Annotated in this window: 22 protein-coding genes and 1 tRNA gene; 11 read left to right on the top strand and 12 right to left on the bottom strand. The window is 60.6% G+C overall.

The window, feature by feature from the left end; translation table 11 throughout:
• Positions 1 to 54: 54 nt before the first annotated feature.
• From ACJ8QI_RS01585 to ACJ8QI_RS01570, 4 genes are all read right to left on the bottom strand, one after another.
• Positions 55 to 198, bottom strand: a complete 144-nt coding sequence (locus ACJ8QI_RS01585) for a hypothetical protein (RefSeq protein WP_016928795.1) — start codon at positions 196 to 198, stop codon at positions 55 to 57.
• A 108-nt stretch (positions 199 to 306) separates the two neighbouring features.
• On the bottom strand, positions 307 to 633 hold the full coding sequence (locus tag ACJ8QI_RS01580) for a gamma-glutamylcyclotransferase family protein (protein WP_442531989.1): 327 nt from the start codon (positions 631 to 633) through the stop codon (positions 307 to 309).
• A gap of 132 nt (positions 634 to 765) precedes the next feature.
• Positions 766 to 842 (bottom strand) — tRNA-Arg (locus ACJ8QI_RS01575).
• Positions 843 to 1,255: 413 nt separating this feature from the next.
• On the bottom strand, positions 1,256 to 1,465 hold the full coding sequence (locus ACJ8QI_RS01570; RefSeq protein ID WP_442531988.1) for a hypothetical protein: 210 nt from the start codon (positions 1,463 to 1,465) through the stop codon (positions 1,256 to 1,258).
• Between the two features lie 205 nt (positions 1,466 to 1,670).
• Between ACJ8QI_RS01570 and folD the strand changes: the two genes are divergently transcribed.
• Both folD and ybcJ read left to right on the top strand, forming a co-directional pair.
• Positions 1,671 to 2,537, top strand: coding sequence for a bifunctional methylenetetrahydrofolate dehydrogenase/methenyltetrahydrofolate cyclohydrolase FolD (folD, locus tag ACJ8QI_RS01565; protein WP_004940177.1), 867 nt, complete (start codon positions 1,671 to 1,673; stop codon positions 2,535 to 2,537).
• 10 nt (positions 2,538 to 2,547) lie between these two features.
• Entirely contained in the window at positions 2,548 to 2,760 is a 213-nt protein-coding gene (gene ybcJ, locus ACJ8QI_RS01560; protein WP_049278727.1) for a ribosome-associated protein YbcJ, read from the top strand.
• A 61-nt stretch (positions 2,761 to 2,821) separates the two neighbouring features.
• Here the strand turns inward: ybcJ and cysS are convergent, their stop codons facing one another.
• Positions 2,822 to 4,207 (bottom strand): cysteine--tRNA ligase, encoded by a 1,386-nt coding sequence (cysS, locus tag ACJ8QI_RS01555; RefSeq protein WP_038875101.1) that lies wholly within the window; start codon positions 4,205 to 4,207, stop codon positions 2,822 to 2,824.
• A 309-nt stretch (positions 4,208 to 4,516) separates the two neighbouring features.
• Here cysS and ppiB point away from each other — a divergent pair, with 309 nt between their 5' ends.
• The 5 genes from ppiB to ACJ8QI_RS01530 all read left to right on the top strand — a co-directional run bounded on the left by ppiB (position 4,517) and on the right by ACJ8QI_RS01530 (position 9,306).
• On the top strand, positions 4,517 to 5,011 hold the full coding sequence (ppiB, locus tag ACJ8QI_RS01550; protein ID WP_004940183.1) for a peptidylprolyl isomerase B: 495 nt from the start codon (positions 4,517 to 4,519) through the stop codon (positions 5,009 to 5,011).
• A 10-nt stretch (positions 5,012 to 5,021) separates the two neighbouring features.
• The gene (locus ACJ8QI_RS01545) at positions 5,022 to 5,744 is read left to right on the top strand and encodes a UDP-2,3-diacylglucosamine diphosphatase (protein ID WP_060440541.1); all 723 of its coding nucleotides are present in this window, start codon (positions 5,022 to 5,024) and stop codon (positions 5,742 to 5,744) included.
• Positions 5,745 to 5,893: 149 nt separating this feature from the next.
• Positions 5,894 to 6,418, top strand: a complete 525-nt coding sequence (gene purE, locus ACJ8QI_RS01540) for a 5-(carboxyamino)imidazole ribonucleotide mutase (protein WP_073529319.1) — start codon at positions 5,894 to 5,896, stop codon at positions 6,416 to 6,418.
• Positions 6,415 to 7,482, top strand: a complete 1,068-nt coding sequence (purK, locus tag ACJ8QI_RS01535) for a 5-(carboxyamino)imidazole ribonucleotide synthase (protein WP_043146773.1) — start codon at positions 6,415 to 6,417, stop codon at positions 7,480 to 7,482. The genes purE and purK overlap by 4 nt, the downstream gene beginning before the upstream one ends.
• A gap of 429 nt (positions 7,483 to 7,911) precedes the next feature.
• Complete coding sequence (locus ACJ8QI_RS01530) at positions 7,912 to 9,306, top strand: hypothetical protein (RefSeq protein ID WP_442531987.1); 1,395 nt, start codon at positions 7,912 to 7,914, stop codon at positions 9,304 to 9,306.
• A gap of 94 nt (positions 9,307 to 9,400) precedes the next feature.
• Here the strand turns inward: ACJ8QI_RS01530 and ybbP are convergent, their stop codons facing one another.
• Together ybbP and ybbA are read right to left on the bottom strand one after the other, a co-directional pair.
• Positions 9,401 to 11,833, bottom strand: coding sequence for a putative ABC transporter permease subunit YbbP (ybbP, locus tag ACJ8QI_RS01525; protein WP_442531986.1), 2,433 nt, complete (start codon positions 11,831 to 11,833; stop codon positions 9,401 to 9,403).
• The gene (ybbA, locus tag ACJ8QI_RS01520; RefSeq protein ID WP_004940192.1) at positions 11,830 to 12,516 is read right to left on the bottom strand and encodes a putative ABC transporter ATP-binding protein YbbA; all 687 of its coding nucleotides are present in this window, start codon (positions 12,514 to 12,516) and stop codon (positions 11,830 to 11,832) included. The genes ybbP and ybbA overlap by 4 nt, the downstream gene beginning before the upstream one ends.
• On the opposite strand from ybbA, the gene tesA reads away from it, so the two are divergent.
• The 3 genes from tesA to ACJ8QI_RS01505 all read left to right on the top strand — a co-directional run bounded on the left by tesA (position 12,487) and on the right by ACJ8QI_RS01505 (position 14,861).
• Positions 12,487 to 13,125, top strand: coding sequence for a multifunctional acyl-CoA thioesterase I/protease I/lysophospholipase L1 (tesA, locus tag ACJ8QI_RS01515; RefSeq protein WP_164268474.1), 639 nt, complete (start codon positions 12,487 to 12,489; stop codon positions 13,123 to 13,125). The genes ybbA and tesA overlap by 30 nt on opposite strands.
• A 26-nt stretch (positions 13,126 to 13,151) precedes the next feature.
• A complete protein-coding gene (locus ACJ8QI_RS01510; RefSeq protein WP_442531985.1) occupies positions 13,152 to 13,928 on the top strand; it encodes an SDR family oxidoreductase in 777 nt (258 codons plus the stop codon).
• Positions 13,929 to 14,006: 78 nt separating this feature from the next.
• The gene (locus tag ACJ8QI_RS01505; protein ID WP_025160052.1) at positions 14,007 to 14,861 is read left to right on the top strand and encodes a co-chaperone YbbN; all 855 of its coding nucleotides are present in this window, start codon (positions 14,007 to 14,009) and stop codon (positions 14,859 to 14,861) included.
• Between the two features lie 283 nt (positions 14,862 to 15,144).
• On the opposite strand, the gene cfa is transcribed toward ACJ8QI_RS01505, so the two are convergent.
• From cfa to ACJ8QI_RS01480, 5 genes are all read right to left on the bottom strand, one after another.
• Entirely contained in the window at positions 15,145 to 16,296 is a 1,152-nt protein-coding gene (gene cfa, locus ACJ8QI_RS01500) for a cyclopropane fatty acyl phospholipid synthase (RefSeq protein ID WP_049199945.1), read from the bottom strand.
• Positions 16,297 to 16,490: 194 nt separating this feature from the next.
• A complete protein-coding gene (locus ACJ8QI_RS01495; RefSeq protein ID WP_047025725.1) occupies positions 16,491 to 17,393 on the bottom strand; it encodes a carbamate kinase in 903 nt (300 codons plus the stop codon).
• 21 nt (positions 17,394 to 17,414) lie between these two features.
• On the bottom strand, positions 17,415 to 18,284 hold the full coding sequence (locus ACJ8QI_RS01490) for a DUF2877 domain-containing protein (protein ID WP_336843199.1): 870 nt from the start codon (positions 18,282 to 18,284) through the stop codon (positions 17,415 to 17,417).
• Positions 18,285 to 18,300: 16 nt separating this feature from the next.
• A complete protein-coding gene (locus ACJ8QI_RS01485; protein WP_055312589.1) occupies positions 18,301 to 19,566 on the bottom strand; it encodes a DUF1116 domain-containing protein in 1,266 nt (421 codons plus the stop codon).
• 9 nt (positions 19,567 to 19,575) lie between these two features.
• Entirely contained in the window at positions 19,576 to 21,243 is a 1,668-nt protein-coding gene (locus ACJ8QI_RS01480; RefSeq protein ID WP_442531984.1) for an acyl-CoA synthetase FdrA, read from the bottom strand.
• 358 nt (positions 21,244 to 21,601) lie between these two features.
• On the opposite strand from ACJ8QI_RS01480, the gene allD reads away from it, so the two are divergent.
• Positions 21,602 to 22,651 carry an ureidoglycolate dehydrogenase gene (allD, locus tag ACJ8QI_RS01475; RefSeq protein ID WP_015376901.1) on the top strand — a complete coding sequence of 350 codons (1,050 nt, stop codon included), beginning with the start codon at positions 21,602 to 21,604 and terminating at the stop codon, positions 22,649 to 22,651.
• The last annotated feature ends 19 nt before the right edge of the window (positions 22,652 to 22,670 follow it).

Below are 22,670 nucleotides of genomic sequence, written 5' to 3'. Positions count from 1 at the left end.
GCGGGTAAATCAGTACGAAAAAATCGGCACAGTCACCGCGGCGCCGCACGACTCTCAGCGGATTTCAACGCTGATATCCGGGTAGGCCTTCTCGCCGTCGCTGAGATAATGCCCCAGCGCTCGGTAAGCCATCACGTACAGCACGGCGGCCGCGCACAGGCACAGCAAGGTCACGAGCAGGAATCTGGATTTGCGCACGATAGGCTCCATGGGGAAATTTTCGCCTATTGTAGCGCGGCAAAATAAACGAAAGTTCAATTGCCGGCGGGTCGAGCGCCTCGCACTCATTCGGCGAGGCGGCTCGTATCATTTCTTCAACATGTAGATAAACGAATCGACGGTTTCGCCGCCGGCGGTGGTGACGCTCACCGCTATCCGTTCATACCCCTCGCCTTCGAACGCATCGAGAGTCGGCCAGTGGTTGACGAGATTCGCTGAACGGAACAGAAAACCTTTCACCCGATTGCCGCTGTTATCCAACACGATGCCTGGATAGCCCATCTCGGCGCCCCAGCCTTCGTTAAGCAGCGATCCGCCAACGCTGCCTTCTTCCCAGCTGCCGCCGATGGTTTCCATGATGTGCGCGTTGGGTCTGCCCGGCCCCAGGGTGCCGTATACGAATAAGCTTTGCATTTTTCACTCTGCCACTGACTGAAAGTTAGCGCATGAACATAGCACGACGCTCAGCGGCGAGCCAACGGGAGTACGGGTTACGCAGTCGAGTTTTCAAGGGAACGAGTAGGGGGAAGAAAATCAAGGGAGTAATGGCACGCCCTATAGGATTCGAACCTATGACCTACGGCTTAGAAGGCCGTTGCTCTATCCAACTGAGCTAAGGGCGCATTGAGATGCGGCAACCTGCGGCTGCGGGTTGGGATTATACGGTCAGAGGTTAGCGAGTCAATGCCTTTTCATGACGTTACGGCGGCGGCCGTGCTTTATGGCGTTTTTTCCGCCAGCGCCCGCGCGGCGAGGGTTCCCGTCAACCGAGCGCCGCCATGCTGAACCAGGCCGACACCTACGTAAATCGGCGCGCGTTCAGACCACCGCCGCCCATCCTCCCTCCACCGGCAAAGGCGAGCGGACTGCACGACTGCGGCGATGTCGCCCCAATCGGCGTGCTCAACCACCCGCGCGTTGCAGGTCACCGCCCCCCTTTCCCCCAGTGTGGCGTCTGGGCGGGCGCTGTTTAAAGAAGCCTGGCTCCCCGATGCCCAAACCAGCAACAGCGTGCAGCCTGCCCAGGCGCAGCCCTTCATGCGCATAACTTCCGCCACAGCGTATTCAGGCGTGCCCGCCACGACGGCGCCGCCTCATGCTTGCCGAGCTGATGCAGCGCGGTGAGTTGCGCGCTATCCGCCGGATGCAGTGAAGAATCGAACACCGTTTCCCCCACCTGTTTAGGCTCCGTCGGTTGCTCGTCAGGCTGATGATGCAACGGGTAAAGCCGGGTTATCGCTCTCATGATCCTGCCCTCTTTCGCCCTGTGAACAGCCCCAGCGTATCCAAATACAGGTAAAAATGACGTAGAGGATCCTGAGGCCGGCATAAAAAAAGCGTAAATCGGCGTCGGCAACGGCCACGAGGGTGATTCTGCGCCTGACAGCGCGCTCAGCTTCTGCCAGAATAGCGGCATCCCCGCTTTTCTTAATTGATGGATTTCCACACTGATGTCAGCAAAGATTATTGATGGTAAAACGATTGCGCAGCAGGTTAGAAACGAAGTGGCTGAGCAAGTGAAACAACGTCTGGCGGCCGGCAAACGCGCCCCAGGGCTGGCGGTTGTGCTGGTCGGCGAGAACCCGGCTTCGCAAATTTACGTCGCCAGCAAGCGCCGCGCCTGCGATGAAGTCGGCTTCCTTTCCCGCTCCTACGATCTGCCCGCTGCCACCAGTGAAGCCGAGCTGCTGGCGTTGATCGACCAGCTGAACGCCGATGAGGAAATCGACGGTATTCTGGTGCAGCTGCCGCTGCCGGCCGGCATCGATAACGTCAAGGTGCTGGAACGCATCCACCCGGACAAAGACGTCGACGGCTTCCACCCGTACAACGTCGGCCGCCTGTGCCAACGCGCGCCTAAACTGCGCCCGTGCACGCCGCGCGGCATCGTCACCCTGCTGGAGCGTTATAACATCGATACCTACGGCCTGAACGCCGTGGTGGTCGGCGCTTCCAACATCGTCGGCCGTCCGATGAGCATGGAGCTGCTGCTGGCCGGCTGCACCACCACCGTCACCCACCGCTTCACCAAGAATCTGCGTCATCACGTCGAGAACGCCGATCTGCTGGTGGTGGCGGTCGGTAAGCCGGGCTTCATTCCGGGCGACTGGATCAAACCGGGCGCCATCGTGGTGGACGTCGGCATCAACCGTCTGGAAAGCGGTAAAGTGGTGGGCGATGTCGATTTCGACGCCGCCAGCGAGCGCGCCGCCTACATCACCCCAGTGCCGGGTGGCGTCGGCCCGATGACCGTTGCTACACTGATCCAAAATACCTTGCAGGCCTGCGAGGAATATCACGACGTTCAACCTAAATAAGTAAGGCAGTATGGAAATTTTCAATCTGGACAATCATCCCCACGTCGAACTGTGCGATCTGCTGAAGTTCCAGGGCTGGTGTGAAAGCGGCGGCGCCGCCAAAGAAGTCATCGCCGAAGGGCAGGTGAAAGTCGACGGCAAGGTCGAAACCCGCAAACGCTGCAAGATCGTCGCCGATCAGGTGGTGGAATTCAACGGCGGCAAGGTCACGGTTAAACCCTAACCCGCAGCCATAGAAAAAGGCGCTGAATTCAGCGCCTTTTTTGTTTTTCCCTGCGGCCGGATTACTTGCGGCGCCAGGTCGTGCCCTGCGGGCCGTCTTCCAGCACGATGTTCATCTCGTTCAACCGATCGCGAGCGGCATCCGCCAGCGCCCAGTCCTTGGCGGCGCGCGCTTCGTTACGCTGTTTGATCAGCGCTTCGATCTCCGCCACTTCGCCGTCGTCAACCTGAGCGCCCCCTTGCAGGAACTGCTCCGGCTCCTGCTGCAGCAGGCCGAGCACGTTCGCCAGCTTACGCAGTTCCGCCGCCATGCCGTTGGCCGCCGCCATGTCTTCACCCTTGAGGCGGTTAACCTCGCGCGCCAGATCGAACAGCGCCGAATAGGCTTCCGGGGTGTTGAAGTCGTCGTCCATCGCTTCGCGGAAGCGGGCTTCGAACGCTTCGCCGCCGGCCGGCGCGGCGTCGGCATCGGTGCCGCGCAGCGCGGTATAGAGGCGCTCCAGCGCGGTGCGCGCCTGTTTGAGGTTCTCTTCGCTGTAGTTCAGCTGGCTGCGATAGTGGCCGGACATCAGGAAGTAACGCACCGTCTCCGCATCGTAATGGCCGAGCACGTCGCGAATGGTGAAGAAGTTATCCAGCGATTTGGACATTTTCTCTTTGTCGATCATCACCATGCCGGAGTGCATCCAGTAATTGACGTACGGGCCGTCGTGGGCGCAGCTCGACTGTGCGATCTCGTTCTCGTGATGCGGGAACATCAGATCGGAACCGCCGCCGTGGATATCGAAGTGGGTGCCCAGCTGCTTGCAGTTCATGGCGGAGCATTCGATGTGCCAGCCCGGACGGCCCGGCCCCCACGGCGACTGCCAGCTTGGCTCGCCCGGTTTGGACATCTTCCACAGCACGAAGTCCATCGGGTTGCGCTTCACATCGTCGATCTCTACGCGCGCGCCGGCCTGAAGCTGATCCAGATCCTGGCGCGACAGCAGCCCGTATTGCGGATCGCTGTCGATGGAGAACATCACGTCACCGTTGCTGGCCACATAGGCGTGATCGCGATCGATCAGGCGCTGGGTGATCTCGATGATCTCGGCGATGTGCTGGGTCGCGCGCGGCTCTTGATCCGGGCGGTCGATCAGCAGCGCGTCGAAGTCGGCGTGCATTTCCGCCAGCATGCGTTCGGTCAGCTGGTCGCAGGTTTCATGATTTTCCGCCGCGCGGCGGATGATTTTGTCGTCCACGTCGGTGACGTTGCGCACGTAGTTCAGCGAATAGCCGAGGTAGCGCAGGTAACGCGCCACCACGTCGAAAGCGACAAAGGTACGACCGTGGCCGATGTGACACAGGTCATAGATGGTTACCCCGCACACGTACATGCCCACTTTCCCGGCATGAATGGGTTTGAATTCCTCTTTTTGACGACTCAGGGTATTAAAAATCTTTAGCATCGGGAGATTCCGTGGTGTGCGTGATAACAAAAAAGATAACCGGGCTTCAGGTTTTCCGCCCGGTAGCGTATTGAAACCTGAAGCCTGATCTATTGCAAGGTTAAGGCCATGCTTTGCTGATTTCACGCGAATAAAATGCGCGAAATTCGGCGGCTGGCGCAATTGTTATAATATAACATAAATACAATTACCACAGACAGTGCACGGTTGAGCCGCTGCTGACTCGCTGGGGCGGATATGTTATAAGGGCGGTCTGAATGTTCACTCGCTTTACGTGACGTCTCACTTCACCTTGTTAGGATTAAAACTATGGTTACTTTCCACACCAATCACGGCGATATCGTTATCAAGACCTTTGCTGACAAAGCGCCGGTTACCGTTGAAAACTTCCTGAACTACTGCCGCGCCGGTTTCTACGACAACACCATCTTCCACCGTGTGATCAACGGCTTCATGATCCAGGGCGGCGGTTTCGAGCCGGGCATGAACCAGAAAGCGACCAACGCGACCATCAAGAACGAAGCCAACAACGGTCTGAAAAACACCATCGGCACCCTGGCAATGGCGCGCACCAACGATCCGCACTCCGCCACCGCACAGTTCTTCATCAACGTGGCTGACAACGACTTCCTGAACTTCCGCGGCGAAAACGTGCAGGGCTGGGGCTACTGCGTGTTCGCTGAAGTGGTTGAAGGCATGGACGTGGTCAACAAAATCAAAGGCGTGAAAACCGGCCGCAGCGGCATGCACCAGGACGTACCGGTAGAAGACGTCGTGATCAACAGCGTGACCGTCAGCGAGTAATCGCGGCTGCATGAGTACGCTGTTCATCGCAGATCTGCACTTGTGCGCACAGGAACCGGCAATCACTGCCGGTTTTCTGCGTTTTTTACGGCGCGAAGCAGTTCACGCCGACGCGCTGTACATCCTCGGCGACCTGTTTGAAGCCTGGATCGGCGACGACGATCCCGAGCCGCTGCACGCGGAGATCGCCGCGGCGCTGAAAGCGCTGCAACAGGCCGGCGTGCCCTGCTACTTCATCCACGGCAACCGCGATTTTCTGCTCGGCAAGCGCTTCGCCCGCGCCAGCGGCATGCAGCTGCTGCCGGAAGAGAAAGTGCTGGAGCTGTACGGCCGCAGGATCCTGATCCTGCACGGCGACACCCTGTGCACCGACGATCAGGCCTATCAGCAATTCCGCCGTAAAGTGCACAACCCGCTGATTCAAAAATTGTTCCTGGCGCTGCCGCTGCGCTGGCGACTGAAGATCGCCGCCAACATGCGCGCCCGCAGCCAGCAATCCAACCAGTACAAGTCGGAAGCCATCATGGACGTCAACCCGCAGGCAGTCGAACAGACGATGCTGCGCCACGACGTGCACTGGATGATCCACGGCCATACCCATCGCCCGGCGGTGCACCGGCTGGCGTTGAGCAACGGCGAAGCCCATCGCGCGGTGCTGGGCGCCTGGCACGTCGAAGGATCGATGGTCAAAGTCAGCGCCGACGCCGTCGAGCTGATCCAATTCCCATTCTGAGCCCCGGACTGGCGCGCGAGTGAAAATTCGCGCTTTCGGCGGTGAAAACCGGCGACGCAACCGTTTTCCTCGCCGTGCGCTCATGGTATGCTCTACGCCCTCATTCGGCCCTCAGCCGACGCCAGACAAATCACAGGAGCCTTACACCCATGGGAGCCAACGCCGCTTCAGCCGCCACTACCGGGGCGAAAATCGCAATTGTAATGGGATCGAAAAGTGACTGGGCCACCATGCAGTTCGCCGCCGAAGTCCTGACCCAGCTCGAAGTCCCCTTCCATGTCGAAGTCGTTTCCGCCCACCGTACGCCGGACAAGCTGTTCAGCTTCGCCGAGCAGGCTACCGCCAACGGCTTTGACGTGATCATCGCCGGCGCCGGCGGTGCGGCGCACCTGCCGGGCATGCTGGCGGCGAAAACCCTGGTGCCGGTGCTGGGTGTGCCGGTGCAAAGCGCCGCGCTGAGCGGCGTAGACAGCCTGTACTCCATCGTACAGATGCCGCGCGGCATTCCGGTGGGCACGCTGGCGATCGGCAAAGCTGGCGCCGCCAACGCCGGGCTGCTGGCGATGCAGATCCTGGCGCTGCACGACTCCGCGCTGGCGCAGCGTTTGGCGGACTGGCGTCGGGCGCAGACCGAAGAGGTATTGAACCACCCCGATCCGCGGGAGGACGCATGAAGCCAGTTTGCGTACTGGGCAACGGCCAGCTGGGGCGCATGCTGCGCCAGGCCGGCGAACCGCTGGGCATCGCCGTTTACCCCGTCGGCATCGATGCCGAGCCCGAGGCGGTGCCGTATCAGAACAGCGTCATTACCGCCGAGATCGAACGCTGGCCGGAAACCGCGCTAACGCGCGAGCTGGCGACCCACAGCGCCTTCGTCAACCGCGACATCTTCCCGCGCCTGGCCGATCGCCTGACGCAAAAACAGCTGCTCGACCAGCTCGGCCTGGCGACCGCGCCGTGGCAGCTGCTGGCGAGCGCCGCCGAATGGCCGCAGGTATTCGCTTCGCTGGGCGAGCTGGCGATCGTCAAACGCCGGGTCGGCGGCTATGACGGCCGCGGCCAATGGCGCTTGCGCCCGGGCCAGGAAGCCGAACTGCCGGCCGACGCCTATGGCGAGTGCATCGTCGAGCAAGGCATCAATTTCTCCGGCGAAGTGTCGCTGGTGGGCGCGCGCGGCCACGACGGCCGTTCGGTATTCTACCCGCTGACCCACAACCTGCATGAAGACGGCATCCTGCGCACTAGCGTGGCGCTGCCGCAGCCCAACCCGGCGCTGCAGCAACAGGCCGAGCAGATGCTGGCGGCGATCCTGAACGAGCTGAACTACGTCGGCGTGATGGCGATGGAGTGCTTTATCGTCGGCGATCGGCTGCTGATCAACGAACTGGCACCGCGCGTGCACAACAGCGGCCACTGGACGCAAAACGGCGCGTCCATCAGTCAGTTCGAGTTACATCTGCGCGCCATCCTTGGCCTGCCGTTGCCGCAGCCGGTGGTGAGCACGCCGTCGGTGATGGTCAACCTGATCGGCACCGCCGTCAACGAACAGTGGCTGTCGCTGCCGCTGGTGCATCTGCACTGGTATGAGAAAGAGGTGCGCCCGGGCCGCAAGGTCGGCCACCTCAATCTGAACGACCCGAGCGCCGCCGATCTGCGCCAGGCGCTGCAGGCGCTGGCGCCGCTGCTGCCGGGCGAATACCAAAGCGGGCTGGCCTGGGCACAGCAGAAGCTGGCCTAAAGCGCCGCCGCCAAAAGTAAAAGGGTTCAGCTTTGGCTGAACCCTTTTTTAGGCCTGGTACAATCAAAAAAACCGCCCGATAGCGTCATTTATCAACAGCATAATATATATAAACAATGAGCAATATCGGCATGAGATATTGAATAAAACATCAAAAATAAGACGAACGCCAACATTTAATCATTGCATTATCAATCTGCATCATTCTAATTTGAAAAAATAAAATCAAGAGCTAAATTTACTCTACACATGAGAATTAAATAAGAGCATGAGGACTCTGTAAGCCTAAAATAAGCAACATAATGAAAATTATAAAAAACCAGTCATTACTATAAACATCCAAATAGATACACACCCATTCATTCTAAAAATAACCATCCAAAAGGTCTGAGCAACAACTGAACCACTGATATCTTCCGGAGTGACAAAATGAAGCTTATATTCCTCATACTCATTTTAATGCTAAGCGGATGTGTGGCCAATGCGCCATTTCGTACTTCCGATGGGAAAAAATGCGACCACTGGAGAGGGTGTGGCAGTAACTATGAGAGACACACCGGCTATGATTTGGGGTTTATCGAATTTAGTGAGCGCGGCCATGATTTTTCTCCACAGCAAACAGCGCAGCTTTTATCAAATATAGCGCATATGGAGGAGAAAGAAGACGTTGGTGTCATCGTGTTTATCCATGGCTGGAAGCATAATGCATCCGTACTTGATAAAAATGTAAAAAATTTCCAAAAAACGCTCGCCTACGTTGCTGCCCCGAGGATAATAGGAAAAAGAAAGCTATTGGGGATCTACATTGGCTGGCGCGGAATGAGTTTTCATGGCGCAGAGTTTGAAAATCTCACTTTTTGGGATCGTAAATCCGTGGCAGAAGAGGTGGGCCGCAATGGAGTAAAAGATTTTCTCATCAAGCTGGAATCAATCGTTGGTAAAAATAACAATAATTTTATGCTCACAGTGGGACACAGCTTTGGTGCCGATATTTTACTTTCCGCTTTGAACGATAACCTGCTGGAGAGAATGAGAACAGCTGAAAATAATAATGCATTGAAATCCTTTGGCGACGGCTTGATTCTTTTAAACCCTGCGGTAGAAGCAAACCAAGCCCTCCTTTTAAAAGAGAGCAGCATGAGACTGGGCGCTCAAGGAAAACCCATGCCGTCACTGATGTATGTCATCAGTTCTCGCGCTGATATCCCTACCAACGTGGCATTCCCGGTAGGTCAGTTTTTTGGCAAAAATATAAGATGGTCACAGGTAGAGATAGAAAGAGATTACTTCGGGGTAAAATATAAAATAAAAGAGCAGGATCTTGACGATATAACGGTAGGCAACTTTAAAATGTTTACCACGGGTTACATGTATAATAAAGAACACACCGTGAGCGACACCAGGACATCTCAGTACCATATTCCCGCGCAAATATCAAAAAAAGAAGACCTGTTAGACATTGAGCAATTGATACCGGAAGCTATCAATTCCGGCATTATCGGACCATGGAAATTTAATTCTTATTGTACCCGTACCCTGCACCAGAAAGAACAATATCACCATGATAGACTCCCTTGTTTCGACAACGATCCTATAGATTTCATTTCAGTACCTGATTCTTTTATCTCTAACCACAACGATATATTCAACCGAAACGTAATAACATTACTAATGACAATGACAAGCCAATCCCTCAGCAATAAAAAAGGTAGAATAACGAAATACTGTCAAAAAACAGGAGGGTTTTCATTCGAAGATTGTTTTAACTACTACTACTTAATAAATGAAGATTTCACAGTTAATAAGCATTCAAAACTCTATTAAGGTAAGCGGCGGGGAAAATGCCCGCCGCTTACTGAGTCCCCTGCCCGGATCAAAGAGATTCACCCTTTTCGGCCGCTACCTGCCTCGATATCAACTAGCCCTCATAACTGCGGAACAGCGCCCGGCCGCGCAGCAGGCGCACGCCCAGCCAGCCGCCGCACAGCGACAGCAGCAGCGCGCTGGCCAGCGGCAACGCCCACCACAGCACCGGCGTCGGCGTCCACGGGAAGTCGAACACCCGGCTCTGCAACAGCCACAGCGCCGCCTCGGCGCCCACCGCCGCCGCGATGCCCGCCACCAGCCCCAGCAGGGCGAACTCGCACCACAACGTGCGGCGCAGCAGCCGTTTGCCGGCCCCCAGCGTACGGTACACCACCAGCTCCTGGCGGCGTTGACGCATGCCGACCTGCACCTGCGCCAGCAGCAATAGGCCGCCACACAGCACCACCAGCACCACCATCACCTCCAGCGCGCGGCTGACCTGCTGCAGCACGCCGCCGACCTGTTTCAGGATCGCGCCGATGTCCAGCAGACTGAGCGTCGGGAACTGACGGTTGAGTTGGGTCAGCATCTGGCCGTCGCCGTCGTAGCGGAAGCTGGTGAGCCAGGTCTGCGGCTGGCCGTCCAGCGCGCCCGGCGGGAAGATAAAGTAAAAGTTCGGCTTCAGGCTCTCCCAATCCACCTGGCGCAGGCTGGTGACCTTGGCGCTGAACGCCTGGGTATCGCCGCTGAAGGTCAGCGTGTCGCCCAGCTTGATCTTCAGCCGCCCGGCAATGCCTTCATCCATCGAGACTTCGCCGCTTTTCGGCGGCCAGCTGCCCGCCACCAGCGGATTATGATCCGGCAGATCGGCCAGCCAGGTCAGGTTCAGCTCGCGGTTCACCGCCTCGCCGCCCGGATCGTCTTCATGCACCCGCTCGGTCGCCAGCTGCTGGTTTATCTCGGTCAGGCGCACCCGGACGATCGGATAATAGGTTTCCGGCTTGATCTGGTGCTGCTGCAGGAAGGTTTTCACCTGCGGCACCTGCGCCTCGGTCATGTTGAGCAGGAAATAGTTCGGGCTGTCCGGCGGCAGCTGTTGCTGCCAGCGTTCGAGCAGATCGCCGCGCAGCACCAACAGCAGCGCCAACAGCATGAACGACAGCGAAAATGCCGCCAGCTGGCTGATGGTCACCCACGGCTGATGCAGCAGGCGGTTAACCGCCAGCCGCAGCGCCAGGCTCTTGAGCGTGATGCGGCGCAGCAACAGCAGGCTGCCCCAGCCGATGCCGCCCAGCAGCAGCGCCAGCACCGCCATACCGGCCAGGATCGCCCACAGCAGCGTGCTGGCCCCCATCAGCGTCACCAGCAGCGCCACCACGACCGCCGCCGTCACCGGCAGGAAGTAGCGCAGCGGCCAGACGTTGGCCACTACATCGCGGCGCAGCACCCGCAGCGGTTGGGTAGCCAGCAGCTGACGGTACGGCCGCAGCCCGACCAGCAGTGAAATCAGCACCAGCGCGCCGAGCGCCCACAGCCACGGCCAGGCGCCGGCGGCAGGCAATGCGGCCGGTAACACCGGTTTCAGCAGGCGAATCAACAGCGCTTCGAACGCCAGCCCGATCGCCCCGCCGCACACCGCCGCCAGCGCCATCACCGCCAGCCACTGGCCGACGATCAGCTTACGCAGCGCGCCGCGCCCGGCGCCGAGGGTTTTCAGCACCGCGATCAGATCGTAGCGGCTGCGGCAATAGTGGCTCATCGCCACCGCCACGGCGGCGATCGACAACAGCAGCGTCAGCAGGGCCGACAACAGCAGGAACTGTTGGGATCGCTGCAGAGACTTGCCGAGCGCGCTGCCGGACTCCTGCAGCCCGAACCAGCGCTGATCCGGCGTCAACTGCGGCGTCAGCCGTTCTTCGTAACGTTGAATATCCGGCTCGGCGCCGGTGAACATGTAGCGGTAGGTCAGGCGACTGCCCGGCTGCACCGCGCCGGTCTTATCGACGTCCGCCAGGTTGATCATGATGCGCGGCGCGGTCTGGAACGGGTTGAAGCCGGCGTCCGGCTCCTGAATGATTTCGCCGGCGATGCGCAACGTGGTGTCGCCCACCTCGAGCGAATCCCCGACTTTCACGTTCAGCAGCGCCAGCAGACGCGGTGCCACCAGCACGCTGCCCGGTTCGGGCTTGATGTTGGCCGGGCGCGTTTCCAGCTTGCCGTACAGCGGATAGGCCAGATCGGTGGCTTTCACGTCCGCCAGCTGCGGCCGATCGCCGGCATAGGTCATGGTGGTGAACGACAGCTGACGGCTAAGTTTCAGCCCCTGCTGCTGCGCGTCCAGCAGCCAGCCTTCCGGCACCGGATGCGCGCTGCGCAGCACCCGATCGCCGGCGATAAAGTCGCGGCTCTGTTGGCTGAGCCCTTTGTCCATGCGATCGCTGATGCTGCCCAGCGCCAGCACGCAGGCCACGGAGAGCGTCAGCGCCAGCCAAACGATCAGCAGCGACGGCGAGCGCCATTCGCGCCAGAACCAGCGCCAGATCATGCTTCCTCCCACAGCTTGCCTTCGCGCAGCCGCAGCCGCCGCTGGCAGCGCGCCGCCAGGGTTTCATCATGGGTCACCAGGATCAGGGTGGTGTCAAAATCGCGGTTGAGAGAGAACAACAGATCGGCGATGCGATCGCCGGTTTGGCGATCGAGGTTGCCGGTCGGTTCATCGGCGAACAGCACCCGCGGCCGGCCGCTGAAGGCGCGCGCCAGCGCCACGCGCTGCTGCTCGCCGCCGGACAGCTGCGCCGGCAGGTGATCGAGCCGTTTGCCCAATCCCAGCTGTTCCAGCAGCTGCACCGCCTGCTCGCGGCTTTGCCTGTCGCTCTCGCCGCGCAGCAGCGCCGGCAGCTGCACGTTTTCCAGCGCGTTCAGCGTCGGCACCAGCATGAACGACTGAAACACGAAGCCGACGTTCCTGGCGCGCAGCGCGGCGCGGCCCTCTTCGTCCAACGCGGTCAACGACTCGCCGAGCAGGCGCACCTCGCCCTCGCTGCCGTCATCCAGCCCGGCCAAAATGCCCAGCAGGGTCGATTTCCCCGATCCGGATTCGCCGATCAGGGCGATCGTCTGCGCGGGTTTGACAAGCAGCTCGACTCCGGTAAGGATGGTGAGCTGATGCTCACCCTGACCAACGTGTTTACTAAGATGATGAACTTCAAGAACGTTTTCCGCTGGCATCTTCCCTTCCTTTTGCTGTTGGGATTATTCAGTTTACGCGCTGTCGCCGCCGATACCTTGTTGATTTTGGGCGACAGTTTAAGCGCCGGCTACCGCCTGCCGATCGAGCGGGCCTGGCCGACGCTGTTGGCCGAACAGTGGCAGAAAAAACCGGGCGCGCCACAGCTGGTCAACGCCAGCATCAGCGGCGACACCGCCGCACAGGGGCTGGCGCGTCTGCCCGCGCTGCTGAAACAGCATCAGCCGCGCTGGGTGCTGATCGAGCTGGGCGCCAACGACGGCCTGCGCGGTTTCCCGGCGCAGGACGTACAGCGCGATCTCGGCCAGATCATCACACAGGTGCAGCAGGCCGGCGCACAGCCGCTGCTGATGCAGATCCGCATCCCGCCGAACTACGGCCGCCGCTATACCGAAGCGTTCAGCGCCGTTTACCCGGCGCTGGCCAAGCAGTTCAACATTCCGCTGCTGCCGTTCTATATGGAACAGGTGGTGGTGAAGCCGGAATGGATGCAGGATGACGGATTGCACCCCAATGGGGACGCCCAGCCGTTTATCGCCACCTGGATGGCGGAGCGCCTGGAACCGCTAGTAAAACATGAGTCTAACTAAATTAGGGTCGTACACTAGGTAAAGTTATGCAAAAAGCAGTATTGATAACCGGCTGCTCCAGCGGGATTGGACTGATTGCGGCGCAGGATCTGCGCAACCGCGGCTATCGGGTGCTGGCCGCCTGCCGCAAACCGCAGGACGTGGAAAACATGCGCCAGCTCGGGCTGGAAGGCATCGAGCTGGATCTGGACGACAGCGCCAGCGTCGAGCGCGCCGCCGCCGAGGTGATCGCGCTGACCGGCGGCCGCCTGTACGGCCTGTTCAACAACGGCGGCTTCGGCGTTTACGGCCCGCTCAGCCGCATTTCGCGCAGCCAGCTGGAGCGACAGTTCGCCACCAACCTGTTCGGCACCCACCAGCTGACCCAGCTGCTGTTGCCGGCAATGCTGCCGCACGGCGAAGGGCGCATTATCCAGACCAGCTCGGTGATGGGGCTGGTCTCCAGCGCCGGGCGCGGCGCCTACGCCGCCAGCAAGTTCGCGCTGGAAGCCTGGTCGGACGCGCTGCGCATGGAGCTGCACGGCAGCGGCATTCAGGTCAGCCTGATCGAGCCGGGGCCGATATCCACCCACTTTAGCCAGAACGTCAACCAGGCGCAGAGCGACAAGCCGGTGCATAACCCCGGTATCGCCAAACGCCTGACGTTGACGCCGGAGGCCATTCTGCCCAAATTGCGCCACGCGCTGGAAAGCCCGCGCGCCAAATTGCGCTACCCGGTGACCCTGCTGGCGCACGCCATGAGCGTGCTGCGCCGCATTTTGCCGGGCCGCTGCCTGGATTGGCTGCTGCGCAGCAACGCTTAATTCGCCCGTCGGGGTTGAAGAATGGCGGCGCGCCCCCATCTACACCCCATGGCTCCGCACGATCAGAGAGAAAAAGAGATGCTAGCTCAAGCTGTTGTTGATATTAACGAAACTAACCTGCACCAGACGCTGGAACAATCGATGTCCATTCCGGTGCTGTTCTACTTCTGGTCCGAGCGCAGCCAACACTGCCTGCAGCTCACGCCGGTGCTGGACAAGCTGGCGGCGGAATACGCCGGTCAGTTCATTCTGGCCAAGGTGGACTGCGACGCCGAGCAGATGATCGCCTCCCAGTTCGGGCTGCGTTCTATCCCGACGGTTTATCTGTTCAAAGACGGCCAGCCGGTCGACGGCTTCCAGGGCCCGCAGCCGGAAGAAGCGATCCGCGACCTGCTGCAGCGTTTCCTGCCGAAGGAAGAAGATCTGAAACTGGCGCAGGCGCAGGAACTGCTGGCCGCCGGCAACGCCGCCGAAGCGCTGCCGCTGCTGAAAGACGCCTGGCAGAGCAGCCAACAGCGCAGCGACATCGGCCTGACGCTGGCTGAAACCCAGATCGCGCTCAGCCGCAGTGAAGACGCCGAAGCGGTGCTGGCAACCATCCCGCTGCAGGATCGCGATACCCGCTATCAGGGCCTGGTGGCGCAGATTGAACTGTTGAAGCAGGCGGCGGACACCCCGGAAATCCAACAGCTGCAACAGCAGGTGCAGCAGCAGCCGGACAACGTCGAGCTGGCAGTGCAGCTGGCGCTGCAGCTGCATCAGGTCGGGCGTAACGAAGAAGCGCTAGAGCTGCTGATGGGGCATCTGAAGAAAGATCTGGCCGCCGCCAACGGCAACGCGCGCAAGACCCTGATGGACATTCTGGCCGCGCTCGGCACCGGCGACGCGCTGGCCGCTAAGTATCGCCGCCAGCTGTACTCCCTGCTGTACTGATATACCCTTCGTCTTTCCAGCCGCATCGTTGTTGGCTGCACGTTCGAACCCCAGTCACTTAGTTATCTAAGCTCCTGGGGTTTCTCACGTTTGTCGCCTGGACGCAACTGGAAATCCATTGGGTATATCTGTTGTCCCAAAGTAAATATTGAAGGGTATCCCCTAAATAGTTCGAGTTGCATCAAGGCGGCAAGTTTGTAAGTCCCCGGGAGCTTACTCAAGTAAGCGAGCGGGGCGCGCAAACGCAGCCAACACAGATACAGCTTGAAATATGACGGGGATATCAGCGATAGACCCGCACCCCACCTTCCACGCCCGCCGGGCTGAACAACACCTGCCACAGCTGAATATTGCGCGAACGGAACGCGCCGGCGCAGGCGTTCAGGTAATAAGTGAACATGCGTTCGAAGCGCTCGGAATAGCCGCCGGCCAACTCTGGCCACGCCCGTTTGAAGTTCTCCAGCCAGGCCATCAGCGTGCGATCGTAATCGGCGCCAAAGTTGTGCCAATCCTCCATCACAAAACGCCCTTCGCTGGCCTCGGCGATATGCCGCACCGAAGGCAGGCAGCCGTTGGGGAAGATGTACTTGTCTATCCAGGCGTCGACGTTGAGATCGGTCTGATTGGAACCGATGGTGTGCAGCAGGAACAGGCCATCCGGCTTCAGGTTGCGCGCCGCGACGCTGAAATAGGTCTCATAGTTTTTCGGCCCGACGTGCTCGAACATGCCGACCGATACGATGCGATCGAACTGGCGATCCAGATCGCGGTAGTCCTGCAGCAAGATCTCGACGTCCAGCCCCGCGCAGCGTGCCTGCGCCAGCTTCTGCTGCTCGGCGGAAATGGTCACGCCGTGCACCGAGACGCCGTAGTTTTGCGCCGCAAACTGCGCCAACCCGCCCCAGCCGCAGCCGATATCCAGCAGCGTCATGCCCGGTTTCAGCTGCAGTTTTTCGCAGATCATCCGCAGCTTGGCCTGCTGCGCCTGCTCGAGCGTCTGCGCCTCTTTCCAGTAGCCGCAAGAGTATTGCATGTAAGGATCGAGCATCGCCCGGAACAGGTCGTTGCCGATGTCGTAGTGCTCTTTGCCCACCTGCCAGGCGCGCTTGCGCGATTGGCGGTTGAACAACCGGGCATAGGCGACGCGCGCGATGTCGCTCAGGCTTTTCGGCAGCCGCTCATCGACGCCGGCCTGCAGAATGCGGGTGAACAGCATGTCCAGCCGTTCGCACTCCCACCAGCCGTCCATATAGCCTTCGCCAAAACCGAGCGAGCCTTCCTGCAAAATGCGTTTGAACAGCGCCGGGTTGTGCACCCGGATATCCCAGGCGCGAGGGCCGTTGATGGCGACGCCGGCTTCCGCCAACATCTCCTCCACAATGCGATACCAGCGATCCTTCTTCTGGGCGAGTTCATCAACACTGAGCGAATCCATAACAATCCTTGGCCGAAATGTCATTTCAAAAAGCATAGTCGCAAATAAAAATGACAAATTTTTGACGGTAAATACGGGGGTGTTTTTACTCTAGCCAAGGCGAGCAACATCATGAAATGAATAAAAATTATTGAAATCATGCCATTTAGGCATACTTATCCGCGCCAGCGCGGGCGCGGATAAACCGACGGCGGCTAAGGCAAAATAGAGGTGCCGGCCTGGCCCGCCAGCACCGCGTCGATATCCTGCAGGCCACCGATATGAGCCGTCCGCCCGGTGCGATCGACGAAGCGGCTGACCGCCATGATCTTCGGCCCCATGGCGCCGTCCGCCACCGCCATCGGCGCCAGTTCCTGCGTGGTGGCGCGCCGGATAGCGCGCTGGCGCGGCGTGCCCCACTCCTGGTACACCGCGTCGGCATCGGTGAGGATCACCAGATGATCGGCCCCCACCTGCTCCGCCAACAGCGCCGCCGCCAGATCTTTGTCGATCACCGCTTCGCTGCCCGTCAGCCCATGCTCGCCGGCGATCATCGGGATACCGCCGCCGCCGTTGCAGATCACGATGTGCCGCTGCGACAGCAGCAGCGTGATCGCCTCGATGTCGAGGATCTTTTGCGGCGCCGGCGAAGGCACCACCCGGCGGATGTAGTTGCCGTCCGCCTTCAGCGTCCAGCCGTATTTGGCCTCCAGCGCCTGCCGCTGTTCCGGCGCATACACCGGCCCGATGAACTTGCTCGGCGCCTGATAATCCGCATCCTGCGCATCCACCAGCACCCGCGTCAGCAGCGTGGACACCGGCTGCTGCGGATGGCTGGCGCTCAACTGCTGCGCCAGCATATAGCCGATCATGCCCTGGCTTTCGGCCACCAGAATATCCAGCGGATAGGGCGGCACATCGCGGTACGCCAGGTTCTGCAACGCCAGCAGCCCCACCTGCGGCCCGTTGCCGTGTACGATGGCAATGCGGTATTTCTGCGCCAGCTTGCCGATGGCGTCGGCGATGAGGGCGATGCTCTTATACTGATTTTCCGCAGAGAGCACGGCTCCGCGCTGCAACAGGGCGTTGCCGCCCAACGCAATGACCAAGGTTTTCATGGTTTGCACCCGTAGTTGAAATCATACCGTCCCGGCCGGATCCGCGATCCGGCCCTCATGTTCACACCGCGCGCCGCACAGTGCGTTAATCGTCGTCACCCCCAGCCACACGCCCAGCAGCGTGTCCGCTCCCGAGAAGTGCCCCAGGCTCAGCACCGCCGCCACCGCCGCCGATACGCCTTCAGGCGCCCGCAGCCCCTGCGCCAACGCATGCAGCGGCGTGGCGAACAGGCCCTGCTCGGCGTAACGCAGGTAGTGCGCGCTCACCAGCGTGGTCAGCGCGTCCAGCGGTGGCGTCTGGGCGAAAAACGGCGCCAGCCCGCTAACCGGGATGCGGCTGTCGAGGTGGGCGCTCAGCAGCAGGCCGAGCAAGGTGTCGTCGTTGCTCGGCGTCAGCCCCGGCCCCTTGCCCAGCGCCTGGTGCCAGTCGACCATGTCGCCCCGCAGCCAACGGGAAAAATCCCGCACCAGCGCGGCCGGCTCCGGCGTTAACGGCTGCCTCACCAATCGGCCCAGCTCGCCGTGCAACCCGCACTGCGCCGTGCAGCGCTGCAATACCGCCGTCAGCGGCCGATCGGCAATGGCCGCACGCGGCGCCAGCGCCAGATCCCGCGCCGCCGCGGCGGGCCGCACCAGGAGCGCACCCAACGTGATGCCTGCGGCGGAGAAAGCGCAGCGTCGTACGGACGGCACCGCACGCCGCACGCGATCGAAATCCCGCGCGCCGAGCTGCCACCCCATCGGGCTCAGGCCGCTGCCGGCGCGGTGCAGCGTCAGCAGCCGTGCGTTTTCCGTCAGGAAATTGATCGCGTTGTTGAAGCTGCCGACGCAGCGCAGCGCGCCGTAATCCTGCGTCGCATGGCGGCTGCCGGCCAACGCGATAATGTCCATATGCGCCTCCGTTCGCTTACGCCGTAATGCCGAGCTTGTCGGCCAGCGCTTCGATCGCTTTCTCGAAGCAGCCGAGCGGTGCACGCACCGTGCCGGCGCCAATTTGCCCGACCCCGGCTTCGCGGTGGGCGATGCCGGTGTTGATCAGCGGCGTGATGCCGGTTTCCACCACCCGCCGGGCATCCAGCCCCAGGCAGGCGCCCTGGAAGTCCCAGGTCGGGATCTGCAGCATCATGTTGCGCTCGAGGTAGATTTCCGCCATTTCCTCGGAGATGTCGGTGGCGGCGCTCATGCCGCCGGAAGCCCCGACGAAGCGCGTCACGCCCGGTGCAGCCACCATCGCCGCGCCGCCAATGCCGAAGGTTTCGGTGATCGCGCTGTCGCCGATGTCCGGGTTGGCGTCCGCCTGGCTGAAGCCGGAGAAGAACAGCCCTTCCGGCGTGTTCACCGGCGCGGTGAACCAACGATCGCCCATCCCGCTGATCTTGATGCCGAAATTCTTGCCGTTACGGGTCATTACCGTGACGATGGTGCCCTGCTCAATCTCCGCCCCGGCGTCCATCGCCGCCTTGCAGTAGGCCATCGCCAGATTGAGGAAGAACTGATCGGTGATGCTGAGGAACTGCATCACCTGCGCCAGCTCCGCCTTATCGCGCGGCAGCAGGCTGATCTCCGGCGCCAGCCTGCGCATCAGCAGCGCCGAGGCCGCGATATTGCGCTGGTGGAATTCGTCCCCCATGCTGATCGCCTGCGCCATCAGCGCGGTCAGATCGATCCCTTCCTCCAGCGTCGCCAACACCGCTTTCAGCACCGGGGCCAGCGAGTCGCGCATCCAGCGCAGGCGCTGCTGCACGTCCTCGCCGTAGGCGCCGAAGCGCATCACTTTGCCGATACCTTCGTTCATGTTGCAGTAGGCGTAATTGCCGTGAACGGTGTTCCTGACCACCACCATCGGCATGTGGGCCGAGGTGATGCCGCCCATCGGCCCCACCGCGCTCACGCTGTGGCACGGGATAAACTCGATTTCCCCCTGCGCCAGCAGCGCCAGCGCCTGCTGCTCATCCTGCGCCCAGCCTTCGAACAGGCAGGCACCGATGCAGGCGCCGCGCACCGGGCCGCTCATCTCTTGCCAGGTGACCGGCGGGCCGGCATGCAGCAGCTTGCGCCCTTCGGCCAGCTGCGGGATCAAGCGGTGCGCCAGATCCACATCCTGCCAGTGCGGGCGCGCCTCGCGGATACGGGCGATAACGGCGGCGTTTGCTTGCTCAATCGTTGCGTACATAGCGGTTCCTTACTTTAATTTTTTCAAGATGTTGGCTAATCGTTGATCGCCACCGGCTACCGGCGCCCACTGGTAATGCACCACCGGAATATCGCTGGTTTGCAGGTCATCGGCGAAGCTGCGCAGCCCGGCGTTGATCACCGCGACGCCGTCCAGCAAGGCCGGCCGTTCGCGTTCGGGTGCGGGTAAGACGGGGGTAATCAGCTGATGCGCCAGCGCGACCGCCACCGGCAGCGACGGCATCACCGCGATGCCGGCTTCCTGCAGGGTGGCGATTTGCCGCGAGCGCTGCTGCGGATCCTGTTCGGTGCCGGTGACGGTGGCGATCGCCGCCAGCGGGTGGGCCGCGCCGCGCGCCGCGCGCACGTTGGCCACCTCGGCCGCCAGCGACGCCGCCGGATCGTCCTGAGCGCCGAAGCCGATCACCACGTCAAGCAGCAACACGCCGGTCTGCAGCTGCTGCGCCAGGCGGGCGATCTCTTGATTGCGGGCGGTCGGGTCAATCATCGGGTGCGGGCGCCCCTGGGTATAAAAGTCATCGCCCATGTCGATGATGCGATGGCCGTCGGCCACCAGCATGGCGCCGCGCGGGTGTTCGCTATCCACCGGCAGAGACAGTTTTTCCGCCAGCAGCATCGCGCATTCGGCCGCCAGCGTGCCGCCGGCGTACAGCCCGGCGATTTTGCCGCCAGGCACCGCAGGCTGCTGCGCCGCCTGTTGCTGCACGCAGCCCAGCATCGCCGCCAGCCGCGCCGCTTCATCCAGCGTGGCGGCGAACGTGATGTTGCCCTCCTGGCGCACGGCGGACTGCGCGCCGAGGAACAGCGCCACCACCGGCTTGCCGAGCGCTTTCATCTCGTCGATCACCCGTTGGCGCACCTCGGGCGCCGGCGGTTTGGACACGAACGCCAGCACAAGACTCTGCGGATCCGCCGCCAGCATGCGCAGCGCGCTGATGGCGCTGATGCCGCCGATCTCCGCCGTCAAATCCCGCCCGCCGAGGCCAATGGCGTGCGAGATGCCCTGACCTGCCAAGGTAATTTGCGAAATAAGCTCCTGAATGCCGGTGCCGGAGGCGCCCACTACGCCGATAGAGCCGGCGGGCGCCACGTTGGCGAACGCCAGCGGCGCGCCGGCGATGCAGGCGGTGCCGCAGTCCGGCCCCATCACGATCAGCCCGCGCTCGCGCGCCTTGGTTTTCAGCGCCACTTCCTGCGCCACGCTGACGTTGTCGGAGAACATCATCACGTTGCAGCCGTCTTCCAGCGCGCTATCCGCCAGCTCCGCCGCGTATTCGCCGGCGATCGAGATCAGCGCCAGATTGGCGGCGGGCAGCTTCTGCCTGGCGGTGCGCCAGCTGCGCGCCCGCAGCAGCTTTTTGCCGCCCTGGCTCCCCTGCGCAATCGCCTTGAGCGCCGTCTCCAGCGCCGCGCCGATCTCCTCGGCGATCGTCTCGTCGGCGGACTCCGCTTTGATCGCCACGCAAATATCGTTCGGCGTCGCTTCGCTAAACTGCGGGTGCCAGAAACCGGTCACCTCCAATAAGGATTTATTGGCCGGTGTCCCCATCATGACGGATATTTCCTCGACCTTGGGAGATTCACTGAGTTTGCGGGAGATCAACATCAGGCTGACGGAATCCTGAAAGCTCCCCTTTTTAATAAAAGCATGGATCATGGTGATATCCTTACGACAGCATTTAATAATATCGGCAATATTTCCCGCACCGGCGGCGCGGTGATGCATTGAATCCAGCGAAAAGGTTAATGATCAAGCTACAAATTAAAACCATGCCCAGAGGTGAGTACGGTCACACTTTATCTATTGTTAGAAAAAATAACTTAATCGCCTGAATATTAGTTAATCCAGACGGGAAAAAGCATTTATAAAAAAACTTCTAACAATGGCGATTTAATTCAACGAATTTTTAATCCAATCGGATAAAACGCATCTGGATCACATTATTCCCCCCCGGTATTTATACATTACAACGCAGAGGCGAATTAAATAAACCGTAGTGATAAAAGGACTGTATATGAAGGTCTCTAAACAACAATTACATCAGCTTATCCAGCAAAAAATTCACGCCGCCGGCCTGAGCCAGGAACACGCCGGCATCGTCGCCGACGTGCTGGTTCATGCCGATGCGCGCGGCATTCATTCTCACGGCGCGGTCAGGGTCGAATACTATTCCGAACGCATCAGCAAAGGCGGCACCAACAATCACCCGCATTTCACCTTTGAAAAAACCGGTCCCTGCAGCGCCATTTTCGACGGCGACAACGGCGCCGGGCACGTGGCGGCCAAGCTGAGCATGGATCGCGCCATCGAGATGGCGAAAGAGAACGGCGTGGCGGTGGTGGGCGTACGCCGCATCGGCCACAGCGGGGCGCTGTCGTACTTCGTGCAACAGGCGGCGCGCGCCGGCATGGTCGGCATTTCGCTGTGCCAGTCCGATCCGATGGTGGTGCCGTACGGCGGCGCCGAAGTCTACTACGGCACCAACCCCATCGCCTTCTCCGCGCCGGGCGAAGGCGACGAGCTGATCACCTTCGATATGGCCACCACCGTACAGGCCTGGGGCAAAGTGCTGGACGCCCGCTCGCGCAACGCCGCCATCCCGGATACCTGGGCGGTGGACGCCGAGGGCAAGCACACCACCGATCCGTTCGCCGTCAGCGGGCTGCTGCCGATCGCCGGGCCGAAAGGCTACGGCCTGATGATGATGGTCGACGTGCTGTCGGGCATTTTGCTCGGCCTGCCGTTCGGCAAACACGTCAGCTCGATGTATCACGATCTCAGCGCCGGCCGGGAATTGGGCCAATTGCATATCGTTCTGAACCCGGGTTATTTCACCAACGAATCCGCATTCCGTAAAAATATCAGCCAGGTCATGAAAGAATTGAATGCCGTTAAGCCGGCGCCGGGCGTCAGCAAAGTACTTTATCCAGGGCAGAACAGCCATGCGCGTGAAATGGAAAGCGAGAAAAACGGCATCGAAATCGTCGACGATATTTATCAATACTTAATTTCAAATGCTATTTACCAGCGTTCTTACGACCATAAAGATCCCTTCGCCAGTTAACGCACTCTTATTATCGTGG

The sequence above is a fragment of the Serratia sp. CY84636 genome, assembly GCF_052166245.1.
GTDB lineage: Bacteria > Pseudomonadota > Gammaproteobacteria > Enterobacterales > Enterobacteriaceae > Serratia > Serratia nevei.
This window is presented reverse-complemented; position numbering and strand designations above follow the sequence as displayed.

Bases quoted from the DNA above. Each gene is read 5' to 3' on its own strand.
- ACJ8QI_RS01580 (WP_442531989.1), bottom strand. From the start codon at position 633: ATGCAAAGCTTATTCGTATACGGCACCCTGGGGCCGGGCAGACCCAAC.
- ACJ8QI_RS01570 (WP_442531988.1), bottom strand. From the start codon at position 1,465: ATGAGAGCGATAACCCGGCTTTACCCGTTGCATCATCAGCCTGACGAG.
- folD (WP_004940177.1), top strand. From the start codon at position 1,671: ATGTCAGCAAAGATTATTGATGGTAAAACGATTGCGCAGCAGGTTAGA.
- ybcJ (WP_049278727.1), top strand. From the start codon at position 2,548: ATGGAAATTTTCAATCTGGACAATCATCCCCACGTCGAACTGTGCGAT.
- cysS (WP_038875101.1), bottom strand. From the start codon at position 4,207: ATGCTAAAGATTTTTAATACCCTGAGTCGTCAAAAAGAGGAATTCAAA.
- ppiB (WP_004940183.1), top strand. From the start codon at position 4,517: ATGGTTACTTTCCACACCAATCACGGCGATATCGTTATCAAGACCTTT.
- ACJ8QI_RS01545 (WP_060440541.1), top strand. From the start codon at position 5,022: ATGAGTACGCTGTTCATCGCAGATCTGCACTTGTGCGCACAGGAACCG.
- purE (WP_073529319.1), top strand. From the start codon at position 5,894: ATGGGAGCCAACGCCGCTTCAGCCGCCACTACCGGGGCGAAAATCGCA.
- purK (WP_043146773.1), top strand. From the start codon at position 6,415: ATGAAGCCAGTTTGCGTACTGGGCAACGGCCAGCTGGGGCGCATGCTG.
- ACJ8QI_RS01530 (WP_442531987.1), top strand. From the start codon at position 7,912: ATGAAGCTTATATTCCTCATACTCATTTTAATGCTAAGCGGATGTGTG.
- ybbP (WP_442531986.1), bottom strand. From the start codon at position 11,833: ATGATCTGGCGCTGGTTCTGGCGCGAATGGCGCTCGCCGTCGCTGCTG.
- tesA (WP_164268474.1), top strand. From the start codon at position 12,487: ATGAACTTCAAGAACGTTTTCCGCTGGCATCTTCCCTTCCTTTTGCTG.
- ybbA (WP_004940192.1), bottom strand. From the start codon at position 12,516: ATGCCAGCGGAAAACGTTCTTGAAGTTCATCATCTTAGTAAACACGTT.
- ACJ8QI_RS01510 (WP_442531985.1), top strand. From the start codon at position 13,152: ATGCAAAAAGCAGTATTGATAACCGGCTGCTCCAGCGGGATTGGACTG.
- ACJ8QI_RS01505 (WP_025160052.1), top strand. From the start codon at position 14,007: ATGCTAGCTCAAGCTGTTGTTGATATTAACGAAACTAACCTGCACCAG.
- cfa (WP_049199945.1), bottom strand. From the start codon at position 16,296: ATGGATTCGCTCAGTGTTGATGAACTCGCCCAGAAGAAGGATCGCTGG.
- ACJ8QI_RS01495 (WP_047025725.1), bottom strand. From the start codon at position 17,393: ATGAAAACCTTGGTCATTGCGTTGGGCGGCAACGCCCTGTTGCAGCGC.
- ACJ8QI_RS01490 (WP_336843199.1), bottom strand. From the start codon at position 18,284: ATGGACATTATCGCGTTGGCCGGCAGCCGCCATGCGACGCAGGATTAC.
- ACJ8QI_RS01485 (WP_055312589.1), bottom strand. From the start codon at position 19,566: ATGTACGCAACGATTGAGCAAGCAAACGCCGCCGTTATCGCCCGTATC.
- ACJ8QI_RS01480 (WP_442531984.1), bottom strand. From the start codon at position 21,243: ATGATCCATGCTTTTATTAAAAAGGGGAGCTTTCAGGATTCCGTCAGC.
- allD (WP_015376901.1), top strand. From the start codon at position 21,602: ATGAAGGTCTCTAAACAACAATTACATCAGCTTATCCAGCAAAAAATT.